Source organism: Microbacterium sp. SMR1 (assembly GCF_003289625.1).
Lineage (GTDB): Bacteria > Actinomycetota > Actinomycetes > Actinomycetales > Microbacteriaceae > Microbacterium > Microbacterium plantarum.
On sequence record NZ_QMBN01000004.1, the window covers coordinates 202294 to 213913 of the forward strand.

Annotated in this window: 8 protein-coding genes; 7 read left to right on the forward strand and 1 reads right to left on the reverse strand. The window is 70.5% G+C overall.

Annotated features, from left to right (window positions below):
• The first annotated feature begins 2 nt into the window (after nt 1-2).
• Nucleotides 3-1007 carry an ABC transporter permease gene (locus tag DO944_RS13985; protein WP_112617773.1) on the forward strand — a complete coding sequence of 335 codons (1005 nt, stop codon included), beginning with the start codon at nt 3-5 and terminating at the stop codon, nt 1005-1007.
• On the forward strand, nt 1004-1957 hold the full coding sequence (locus DO944_RS13990) for an ABC transporter permease (RefSeq protein ID WP_112617774.1): 954 nt from the start codon (nt 1004-1006) through the stop codon (nt 1955-1957). The genes DO944_RS13985 and DO944_RS13990 overlap by 4 nt, the downstream gene beginning before the upstream one ends.
• 122 nt (nt 1958-2079) lie before the next feature.
• Here DO944_RS13990 and DO944_RS13995 read toward each other — a convergent pair whose 3' ends face one another.
• Nucleotides 2080-3771 (reverse strand): ABC transporter ATP-binding protein, encoded by a 1692-nt coding sequence (locus DO944_RS13995; protein WP_112617775.1) that lies wholly within the window; start codon nt 3769-3771, stop codon nt 2080-2082.
• Between the two features lie 219 nt (nt 3772-3990).
• Here DO944_RS13995 and pxpA point away from each other — a divergent pair, with 219 nt between their 5' ends.
• The 5 genes from pxpA to DO944_RS14020 all read left to right on the forward strand — a co-directional run bounded on the left by pxpA (nt 3991) and on the right by DO944_RS14020 (nt 11582).
• Entirely contained in the window at nt 3991-4737 is a 747-nt protein-coding gene (gene pxpA, locus DO944_RS14000) for a 5-oxoprolinase subunit PxpA (RefSeq protein ID WP_112617776.1), read from the forward strand.
• 88 nt (nt 4738-4825) lie between these two features.
• Nucleotides 4826-6418, forward strand: a complete 1593-nt coding sequence (locus tag DO944_RS14005) for an urea amidolyase family protein (protein WP_258524758.1) — start codon at nt 4826-4828, stop codon at nt 6416-6418.
• 70 nt (nt 6419-6488) lie between these two features.
• Complete coding sequence (locus DO944_RS14010; protein ID WP_112617778.1) at nt 6489-7133, forward strand: hypothetical protein; 645 nt, start codon at nt 6489-6491, stop codon at nt 7131-7133.
• 96 nt (nt 7134-7229) lie between these two features.
• Entirely contained in the window at nt 7230-7838 is a 609-nt protein-coding gene (locus DO944_RS14015) for a hypothetical protein (protein ID WP_112617779.1), read from the forward strand.
• Nucleotides 7839-8087: 249 nt separating this feature from the next.
• Nucleotides 8088-11582 (forward strand): DNA-directed RNA polymerase subunit beta, encoded by a 3495-nt coding sequence (locus DO944_RS14020; protein WP_112617780.1) that lies wholly within the window; start codon nt 8088-8090, stop codon nt 11580-11582.
• Nucleotides 11583-11620: the final 38 nt, after the last annotated feature.

Consider the following 11620-nt stretch of genomic DNA (forward strand, 5'->3'; position numbering starts at 1 on the left):
CGTTGCTGCGAACCATCGGCCAACGGCTGCTTCTGCTGATCCCCACGCTCCTCGGGCTCAGCATCCTCCTCTTCCTCTGGGTCCGCGCCCTGCCCGGCGGCCCTGCCGTCGCCCTCCTCGGTGAGAAGGCGACCCCCGAGGCGATCGCCCGGATCAACGAGCTGTACGGCTTCAACCGGCCGATCCTCGAGCAGTACGCCACCTACATGGGGCGGCTGCTCACCGGCGACTTCGGGTCGTCGATCGAGACCGGGCGCCCCGTCGTCGAGGAGTTCCTCCGGCGCTTCCCGGCGACCGTCGAGCTCTCGATCGCCGCCCTGATCTTCGCCGTCGGCATCGGCATCCCGCTCGGGTACCTCGCCGCCCGCCACCACGGGAAGGTCAGCGACCACGTCGCTGTCGTGCTGAGCCTCGTCGGCGTCACGATCCCGGTGTTCTTCCTGGCGTTCATCCTCAAGTACGTCTTCGCCGTCCAGCTCGGCTGGCTGCCCTCGGACGGCCGCCAGGACCCGCGCATCGACGCGACCCACTACACGAACTTCTACGTGCTCGACGGTCTGCTCACCGGAGAGTTCGACGCCGCCTGGGATGCCGTCCTGCACCTCATCCTGCCGGCGCTCGCCCTCGGCACGATCCCGCTCGCGATCATCGTGCGCATCACCCGCGCCTCGGTGCTCGAAGTGCAGAACTCCGACTACGTGCGCACCGGCCGGGCCAAGGGCATCGCCCGCCGCACGCTCCGCGGCCGCTTCATCCTGCGCAACGCCATGCTGCCGGTCGCCACGACCGTCGGCCTGCAGGTCGGGCTGCTGCTGGCCGGGGCGATCCTGACCGAGACGGTGTTCGCGTTCCCCGGAATCGGCTCCTTCCTGGCCCGGGCCATCAGCGCCCGCGACTTCCCGGTGCTGCAGGGCTTCATCCTCTTCATCGCCGTCATCTACGCGCTCATCAACCTCATCGTCGATGTCTCGTACAGCCTGATCGATCCGAGAGTGAGGGTCTCATGAGCACCAACGCGCTCCCGCCCGCCCCCGGCGACGGACCCGCCACCGCCGTCGCCGAGCACGAGGTGCTCGAGGCCCGCACCGGCGGCGGGTTCTGGCACGACGTCTTCGCGCGCCTGCGCCGCAACCCGGTGGCCTGGATCGGCGCGGGCATCGTGCTGGTCTTCCTCCTCGTGGCGATCCTCGCGCCCTGGCTCGCGCCCTACCCCGAGACGGCCCTCCCCGGCGCGCGCGAGGTCACCCCGACCCACATCCCCGGTCCCGGCGAGATCGCCGGCTTCCCGCTCGGCCTCGACCGCTTCGGCGGCGACGTCCTGTCGAAGCTCATCTGGGGTGCGCGGGCCTCGCTGCTCATCGGCGTCATCTCGACCGCGTTCGGTCTCGCCGGCGGCATGCTCCTGGGCCTGATCGCCGGCATGTTCGGGGGCTGGGTCGACACCGTCGTCATGCGGTTCGTCGACATCCTCCTATCGGTCCCCAACCTGCTGCTCGCCGTCTCGATCGCGGCGATCCTCGGTCAGTCGCAGCTCGCCATCATGATCGCCATCGGGGCCTCGCAGGTGCCTATCTTCGCGCGCCTCCTGCGGGCGTCGATGCTGCAGCAGCGCAGTGCCGACTACATCCTGTCGGCGCAGACCCTCGGGCTCGGCCGCGGCAAGATCACGATGAGCCACGTGCTGCCCAACAGCCTCGGGCCCGTCATCGTCCAGGGGACGCTCACTCTCGCGACCGCCGTCATCGACGCCGCGGCGCTGTCGTTCCTCGGCCTCGGCGGCGGGGGAGCGGCGACCGCCGAGTGGGGTCGCATGCTGACCTACGCGCAGAACGAGCTCGCGATCGCCCCGTGGCTCGCGTTCCTCCCCGGCCTGTGCATCATGATCACCGCGCTCGGCTTCACGCTGCTCGGCGAATCGCTGCGCGAGGCCATGGACCCGCGCACCCGCGCCCGCTGACCCGGCCCGGGTTCGCGGCTCCGCGATACACCTGCAGGACCGTTGGGGCTGGTGTCGCCTCACCGGCCTTCGCTGGCTGCACCAGCACCAGCGGTCCGACGGCTGTATCGCCAGCGGCCGGGTCAGGAGGCGATGTCGAGCTCGTTGCCCGGGATCGAGGAGAGCAGCCGCCGCGTGTACGGGTCGCGCGGGTTGGTGAAGATCTCCTCGCTCGACGCCGCCTCGGCGAGCGCGCCGTCCTTCATGACGCAGACGTAGTCCGAGATCAGGCGCACCACGGCCAGGTCGTGGGAGATGAAGAGGTAGCTCAGTCCGTACTCGCCCTGCAGGTCGCGCAGCAGCGTGAGAATCTGGTCCTGCACGAGCACGTCGAGCGCCGACACCGGCTCGTCGCAGACGATCAGCTCGGGGTTCAGCGCGAGGGCGCGCGCGATCGCGACGCGCTGACGCTGGCCGCCCGAGAGCTCGGACGGGTATCGGCGCAGCATCGTCTGCGGCAGGGCGACGTCGTCGAGCAGCTTCCGCACGCGACCGGCGCGGTCCTTCGCGGTGCCGCGCTTGTAGAACTCCAGTGGCTCGGCGATGATCCGCTCGATCGTGAACATCGGGTTCAGCGACGAGTACGGGTCCTGGAAGATGGGCTGCACCCTCTGCCGGAACTCGCGCAGCTGCGCACCCTTCAGCCCGGCGACGTCCTGCCCCTCGAAGCGGATCGTTCCCGACGTCGGCTCGATCACCTTCAGCAGCATCCGGGCCGTCGTCGTCTTGCCCGATCCGGACTCGCCGACGATCGCGACGGTCTCGCCGCGCGGGATGGCCAGTGAGACATCGCTCACGGCGGCGAAGTCGTCTTTGCGACCGCGGATCTTGTACAGCTTCGTGAGATTCTCGATCTCGACGATGTTGTCGCGCCGTGCCGCTGTCTCCGCAGGCGCGGCGGAGGCGGATGCCGCGGGGGTGGCCACCGCAGCCGGGGGCGGTGTCGCCCGGTAGTCCTCCGGGCGCAGGCGCACCGCCGCAACCGAGGGGGCCGCCTTGACGAGAGCCTGCGTGTAGGGCTGCTGCGGATCCTCGAGGATCTGGCGGGCCGGGCCCTGCTCGACGATCCGGCCGCGGTGCATGACGACGACGCGGGCGGCCCGCTCGGCGGCGAGGCCGAGGTCGTGGGTGATGAGCAGCACCGACGTGCCCAGCTCACCCGTCATCCGGCCGAGCTGATCGAGGATCGTCTTCTGCACCGTCACATCGAGGGCGCTCGTGGGCTCGTCGGCGATGAGCAGCCGCGGGTTGCACGCCAGCCCGATCGCGATGAGCGCGCGCTGCCGCATCCCGCCCGAGAACTCGTGCGGGTACTGCTTGGCGCGCTCGGCGGCATCCGGGAGGCCCGCGGCGGCGAGGGTCTCGACGACCTTGGCGTCGACGTCCTTCGAGGTGGCGAGGCCGTGCGCGAGCAGGGTCTCGGCGACCTGGGTGCCGATCTTCGACACGGGGTTGAGGTTCGACATGGGGTCCTGCGGCACGAGTCCGATCGACCCGCCGCGGATGCGGCGCAGCGTGCTCTCCGGTGCGCCTACGAGTTCTTCGCCGTCGAGGCGGATGCTGCCGCGCACGACGCGCCCGTTGCCGGGGAGGAGCCCGATCACGGCCATCGCCGTCGTCGACTTGCCCGAGCCCGATTCGCCGACGATCGCGACTGTCTCGCCCGCTGAGATCTCGAGGTCGACGCCTTCGACCGCGTGCACCGGGCCCTCGAGCGTGCGGAAGTCGACGGCCATGTCGCTCACCTGCAGCAGGGGAGTGGATGAGTCTGCCATTGGCCCATCCTGCCTGCCCGCAGCGCCGAGCGCACCGTGTCGGGCCCACCCGTTACATCGACGTAACGCCGGTCCGTCGTGTCGCGTCGTGTCGCGGACCGGGTGTGCTCGCGCCGTGGACAGGGTGAGCCGCCCCGGGGTGCCGTTCGCGGGGCTGGTGGAGGTGTTCAGCCTGTCGACGGCACAGCCGGGTACGGCGGCGCGGGCTAGCGTTGGTCCATGGACCTCAACGCAGACCTGGGCGAGACGGTCGAGGGTGTCGCAACGGCGGACGACGCCGCGATGTTCGCCCTCGTGTCGAGCGCGTCGATCGCCTGCGGCGGGCATGCCGGCGACGCGGCGTCGATGCGGACAGCCGTGGCCGGAGCGGCTGCCGCCCGCGTCGCGGTCGGGGCCCACCCCTCCTATCTCGACCGGGCCGGGTTCGGGCGGGTGCGGATCGCCGTCGAGCCTGACGTGCTGCGGCCGCAGGTCGTCGCGCAACTGCGTGCGCTCGTCGCGGCGGGCGGCGACATCCGTTACGTCAAGCCGCACGGGGCGCTGTATCACGCCGCGACCGAGGATGCCGCGACCGCGCGAGCCGTCGCCGCTGCGGTGGCAGACCTGTCGGCCGAGCTCGGCCGGGCGGTCCCGGTGCTGGGTCTCGGTGGTGCGATCGCGTCGGCAGCGTCTGATGCCGGCCTGCCGTTCCACCGCGAGGCCTTCCTCGACCGCGGCTATCGCGCCGACGGCTCGCTGGTCCCGCGCGGGGCTCCCGGCGCCCTGCTCGACGACCCGGGCCTCGTCGCCGAGCGTGCCCTGCGCCTCGCGTCCGAGGGGGTCGTGGTCGCGGTCTCGGGCGAGACGCTGCACACCGACGCGACATCGCTCTGCGTGCACGGCGATTCCCCCGGTGCCGTCGCGATGGCTCGCGCGGTGCGGTCGGCGCTCGGTGCCGCGGGGATCGAGGTGCGCTCGCCGTGGTGACCGTCAGGCCCGCTTCGCCGGCAGGATCGCGCAGACGGGGTCGCCGTGGGCGTGCCGAACCCGGGACGACGGCATGAGGAAGCTGCCGATGGGGCCCGACGCGGTGCTCGTCGAGGTCTCGGACCTGGCGGAGGTGATGGCGCTGCACGCACGGCTGACCGCTGCGCCGCCGGCGGGCGTCATCGACGTCGTGCCCGCAGCCGGGACGGTCCTCGTCCGCGTCGATCCCATCGCGCTGTCCCTCGCCGCGGCCCGCACCTGGGTCTCGACCGTTGCGTCGTCAGCGGCACCGCCGGCATCCGCCCCCGCGCCCGTGACGCTGCCGATCCGCTACGACGGCGACGACCTCGACGATCTCGCCGCCGCACTCGGCTTCAGCCCCGAGGCGCTCGCCGCTCGCCACGTCGCCACGGACTGGACGGTCGCCTTCACGGGCTTCGCCCCCGGGTTCGGCTATCTCGTCGGTGCGGGCTGGGATCTCGACATCCCGCGCCGGCCCTCGCCGCGGACGAGGGTGCCGGCGGGGTCGGTCGGTCTGGCCGGAGCCTTCTCGGGCGCGTACCCCCGCGAGACCCCGGGAGGGTGGCAGCTCATCGGCACGACGGACGCGCCGCTGTTCGATCCGGATGCCGCCCAGCCCGCGCTCCTCGTTCCCGGTGGCGCGGTGCGATTCGATCCCGCGCGCGCCCGCGCCGTCGGGTCGGATGGCGCCCTGCCCGGTCGCACCGCGTCGCCGACTGCGGGGGAGCCGGGCGCCCGCTCGGAGCCTGTCACCGCTCCCGGCGACATCCGCGTCATCTCGCCGGGCCCGCAGGCGACGATTCAGGATGCCGGCCGCTCGGGTCGTGCCGCCGAGGGCGTCGGCGCGGCGGGCGCGGCCGACCCCGCCGCCTGGGCGCTCGCCAACCGTCTCGTCGGCAATCGTGACGGGGCGGCCGCGATCGAGATCGCCGTCGGCGGTTTCCGGGCCGTGGCGGAACGCGATCTGACGGTGGTCGTGACGGGCGCGTGGGCGCGGGTCGAGATCGACGGCCGGACCGGTGACCCGTACGTCGTGCATGAGTGGCCCGCCGGGACCGAGCTGCGCCTCGACGGATTCCTCGCGGGCACCCGCGCCTACCTGGCGGTGCGCGGCGGATGGGACATCGCCCCCGTTCTGGGCTCGCGGTCGACCGACACGCTCTCGGGGCTCGGCCCGCCGCCGCTTCGGCCGGGTGACGTCGTCGCCGCCGGACGCGAGACCGCCGGGCCGGTCCCCGCGCTGCCGCTGCATCCGTGGGGTCTGCCGCCGACGGGCACGGATGCCGTTCCCCTCGACATCCCGTTCACGGCCGGCCCGCGCTCGGACTGGCTCACCTCTTCGTCCCGCCGCCTGCTCGCCGAGGCGACCTGGGTCGTGTCGGCGGCGGCCGACCGGGTCGGCATCCGCCTGGAAGGGCCACGCCTCGAACGCGCGCGCGGCGAGGAACTGGCGAGCGAGGGGATGGTGCCGGGGGCGATCCAGGTTCCGCCGGCCGGCCAGCCCGTCGTGTTCGGAGTCGACGCGCCCGTGACGGGCGGGTACCCGGTCGTGGGTGTCGTGACACCGACGGGCCGGAGCCGGCTCGCGCAGGCCCGACCCGGCGATCGCGTGCGGTTGCGTCCGACGGTTCGAGGTGCGGGTACCGCTCAGCGAGGCTGATTCGTCAAGGGGGAGAACTCCCCGTGTCAAGACCCCGTGCGGATGCGGCGGGTCCCCTAGCGTCGAAGCCATGACTCGCACCAAGACCACCACCTCCGCCGCGCTGCTCGTCTCCGCGGCTCTTCTCCTCGCCGGATGCGGCGGGCAGTCGGGCGACACCGCGGCGTCGGGGGACGCCGGCGCGTCGTCCGCCCCCTCGTCCTCGTCCTCGTCGTCGTCCGCTCCGGCCGCCAGCGCGCCCGATGTCGCGCCCGCGTCGGGCGAGATGATCACCGGAACGGGCTACAGCTTCTCTGTGCCCGAGGGGTGGGCGATCCCCGAGCAGGAGCTCCCCGGCATGGAGCAGGTCGACGTGTTCGTCGCCGATCTCTCCGACCCCTCCGCGACCTTCGCCGACAACGTCAACGTCGTGCTCTCTCCCGCGCCGCAGGCGATCTCCGCCGACGACGTCGAGAAGTACGGTGTCGAGGAGCTCGAGGGGCAGGCCGGCGCGACCGACGTCACCGTCCAGGAGCGCACCTCGATCGCCGGCGGCGAATCGGCTCACATCACGGCATCCGTCACGCAGCAGGACGTCACCTACAACGTCGACCAGTTCTACCCCTCGCACGATGACCAGACCTACGTCGTGACCTTCTCGTTCAGCCCGGACGTCTCGGAGGCCGACCGTGCGGCCGTCTACGACGCCGTCCTCGCCTCGTGGGCGTGGGCCTGATCCTCACTCCCGCAACGCGCCGTCCGCTCCCGCAGCGGGCGGCGTTCGCGTGTCAAGGGGAGTGCCGGCGCGGCGGATTCGCCTACCGTGTGAGGCATGACGCGCTCCCGGATCGCTCCGATCGCCGCCGCGCTCATCTCGGCGGCGCTGCTGCTCGCGGCGTGCGACGCGCGGCCGGGCGGGATCGGCGGGGCCTCCGGATCCTCCGCCCCCGGCTCGGCATCGGCGACTCCGACGCCCACCGCGACCTCGTCGAGCGACGCCGCCCCCGGCGAGACGGTGCGAGGGACCGGATACAGCTTCGCCGTGCCGGCTGGCTGGGCGGTGCCCGCCGAGGACCCGACGGGCGGGCAGGTCGACGTCTTCGTCTCGGAGTCCGCCGACGCCGACGGTCGGTACATCAGCGTCGTCGTCTCTCCCGGCGTCATCACGCCGGCCGATGTCGAGGCCGACGGGGCCGCGAGCCTCGAGGCGGTCGGGGCCACCGACGTGTCGCTGGAGGATCGTGTCGACATCGCGGGCAGCGAGTCGGCCCACCTCGTGGCGACGCTCGCGCAGGACGGCGCGGAGACGCTGATCGACCAGTACTACGCGACGCAAGACGAGCAGACCTTCGTCATCACCATCGCGTCTCCGGCCGACACCACCGACGACGATCGACGTCGCCTCGCGGACACGGTGCTCTCGAGCTGGGCCTGGGAGTGACCCACGACCTCGGGTGGCGCGCATTTATACCGCAGCATCCGGGGGTCGTCAAGGATTGCGCTGGACATGGCGCGTCGCGACGCCTATAGTTGGTAGTTGCGCTCCCGTCCCCCTTGCCCTCATATGGTGGTCGGCTTGTGCTCTGCGCGATTCCGCCCGTCCGACGGCGTGAGACGCGAGAGCTCGGACCGGGAGCACTCCACCTGACGACAAGGAACCGGCCCCACCCGGGCCACGGAGGTAATCCCCTTGGCTGCTGCGAGCAACGCATCCACCACCACCCCCAAGAACGGTCGCGGCGCTTCCCGCCTCTCGTTCGCGAAGATCTCCGACAAGCTGACGGTCCCCGACCTGCTGGCGCTGCAGACGGAGTCTTTCGACTGGCTCGTCGGCAACGACGCCTGGAAGGCCCGCCTCGCCGAGGCGCAGGCCGCCGGCCGCACCGACGTCGCCCTCCAGAGCGGCCTCGAGGAGATCTTCGAGGAGATCTCGCCCATCGAGGACCTCGGCGAGACGATGCAGCTCTCGTTCACCAACCCGTACCTCGAGCCCGAGAAGTACTCCATCGAGGAGTGCAAGGAGCGCGGCAAGACCTACGCGGCCCCGCTCTACGTCGAGGCCGAGTTCATGAACCACCTCACCGGTGAGATCAAGACCCAGACGGTCTTCATGGGCGACTTCCCGCTCCAGACCGGCAAGGGCACCTTCATCATCAACGGCACCGAGCGCGTCGTCGTGTCGCAGCTCGTCCGTTCGCCCGGTGTCTACTTCGACAAGACGCCCGACAAGACCTCCGACAAGGACATCGTCTCGGCGCGCGTCATCCCCTCGCGCGGCGCATGGCTCGAGTTCGAGATCGACAAGCGCGACCAGGTCGGCGTCCGCATCGACCGCAAGCGCAAGCAGTCGGTCACCGTCTTCCTCAAGGCCCTGGGCCTGACCAGCGAAGACATCATGGCGGAGTTCGCCGGGTACGACTCGATCGAGGAGACCCTCGCGAAGGACACGATCCTCACCAAGGAGGACGCGCTCCGCGACATCTACCGCAAGCTGCGCCCGGGCGAGCAGGTCGCCGCCGAGGCAGCGCGCGCGCTCCTCGACAACTTCTACTTCAACGCCAAGCGCTACGACCTCGCCAAGGTCGGCCGTTACAAGATCAACCAGAAGCTGGGTCTCGACACCCCGATCGAGGAGTCGGTGCTCACCGTCGCCGACATCGTCGCGACCATCAAGTACCTGGTCCGTCTGCACCGCGGCGACGCCACGTTCGATGGCATCCGCGACGGCAAGCCCGCCGAGATCCGCCTCGACACCGACGACATCGACAACTTCGGCAACCGTCGTATCCGCGCCGTCGGCGAGCTCATCCAGAACCAGGTCCGCACCGGTCTCTCGCGCATGGAGCGCGTCGTCCGCGAGCGCATGACCACGCAGGACATCGAGGCCATCACGCCGCAGACCCTGATCAACGTGCGCCCCGTCGTCGCCGCGATCAAGGAGTTCTTCGGAACCTCGCAGCTGTCGCAGTTCATGGACCAGAACAACCCGCTCGCGGGTCTGACCCACAAGCGCCGCCTGTCGGCGCTGGGCCCCGGTGGTCTGTCGCGTGAGCGCGCCGGCGTCGAGGTCCGCGACGTCCACCCCTCGCACTACGGCCGCATGTGCCCGATCGAGACGCCGGAAGGCCCGAACATCGGTCTGATCGGCTCGCTCGCCTCGTTCGCGCGCATCAACGCGTTCGGCTTCATCGAGACCCCGTACCGTCGTGTCGTCGACGGCAAGGTCACCGACGAGATCGACTACCTCACCGCCAGCGAGGAGAACGACTACGTCGTCGCGCAGGCCGGTGTCGAGCTCAACAAGGACGGCTCGTTCGTGGCCGACCGCGTCCTCGCCCGCCGCGGTAAGGGCGGCGAGGTCGACCTCTTCCCGAACGAGGAGATCGGCTACATGGACGTCTCGCCGCGCCAGATGGTGTCGGTGGCGACCTCGCTCATCCCCTTCCTCGAGCACGACGACGCGAACCGCGCCCTCATGGGTGCGAACATGCAGCGTCAGGCCGTGCCGCTGCTGCGCAGCGACTCGCCGCTGGTCGGAACCGGTATGGAGGGCTACGCCGCGATCGACGCCGGTGACGTCATCACCGCGCAGAAGGCGGGTGTCGTCTCCGAGGTCTCGGCCGACGTCGTCACCGTGCAGCTCGACGAGGGCGGCACGCAGGACTACTTCCTCCGCAAGTTCGACCGCTCGAACCAGGGCACGTCGTACAACCAGCGCGTCGTGGTCTCGGCCGGTGAGCGCGTCGAGGTCGGCGAGGTCATCGCCGACGGCCCCGCGACCGAGAACGGCGAGCTCGCGCTCGGCAAGAACCTCCTCGTCGCGTTCATGACGTGGGAGGGCCACAACTTCGAGGACGCGATCATCCTCAGCCAGGAGCTCGTGAAGAACGACACGCTCTCCTCGATCCACATCGAGGAGTACGAGGTCGACGCCCGCGACACCAAGCTCGGCAAGGAGGAGATCACCCGTGACCTCCCCAACGTCGCGCCCGACCTGCTGAAGGACCTCGACGAGCGCGGCATCATCCGCATCGGCGCCGAGGTGCGTCCCGGCGACATCCTCGTCGGCAAGGTCACGCCCAAGGGTGAGACCGAGCTGTCGGCCGAGGAGCGTCTGCTCCGCGCGATCTTCAACGAGAAGAGCCGCGAGGTCCGCGACACGTCGCTGAAGGTCCCCCACGGTGAGCAGGGCACCATCATCGCCGTCAAGGAGTTCAACGCCGAGGACGGCGACGACGAGCTCGGCTCGGGCGTCAACCGCCGCGTCGTGGTCTACATCGCCCAGAAGCGCAAGATCACCGAGGGCGACAAGCTCGCCGGCCGCCACGGCAACAAGGGTGTCATCGCGAAGATCCTCCCCGTCGAGGACATGCCCTTCCTCGCCGACGGCACGCCGGTCGACGTCGTGCTCAACCCGCTCGGCATCCCGGGTCGAATGAACTTCGGCCAGGTCCTCGAGCTGCACCTCGGCTGGATCGCCGCGCAGGGCTGGAAGGTCGAGGGCAACCCCGAGTGGGCCGAGCGCCTGCCCGAGATCGCTCGCGAGGCCGCTCCCGGCACGAAGGTCGCCACCCCGGTGTTCGACGGCGCGTTCGAGTCCGAGATCGCAGGGCTCCTCGATTCGACGAACCTCACCCGCGACGGTGAGCGTCTCATCGACTCCTCGGGCAAGACGAAGCTGTTCGACGGTCGCTCCGGCGAGCCGTTCCCGGCTCCGATCTCGGTCGGCTACATGTACATCCTGAAGCTCCACCACCTCGTCGACGACAAGATCCACGCGCGTTCGACGGGCCCGTACTCGATGATCACCCAGCAGCCGCTCGGTGGTAAGGCGCAGTTCGGTGGCCAGCGCTTCGGTGAGATGGAGGTGTGGGCCCTCGAGGCCTACGGCGCCGCGTACGCCCTCCAGGAGCTCCTGACGATCAAGTCCGACGACATCGTCGGTCGCGTGAAGGTCTACGAGGCCATCGTCAAGGGCGAGAACATCCAGGAGCCCGGCATCCCCGAGTCGTTCAAGGTGCTCATGAAGGAGATGCAGTCGCTCTGCCTGAACGTCGAGGTCCTCTCGGCCGACGGCACCGAGGTCAACCTCCGCGACACCGATGACGAAGCCTTCCGCGCAGCGGAGGAGCTCGGCATCAACATCTCCAGCCGCTTCGAGTCCTCGTCGATCGACGAGATCTGATCCGGCCAGGCAACGAACAGAATTCCGACACAGGAGAA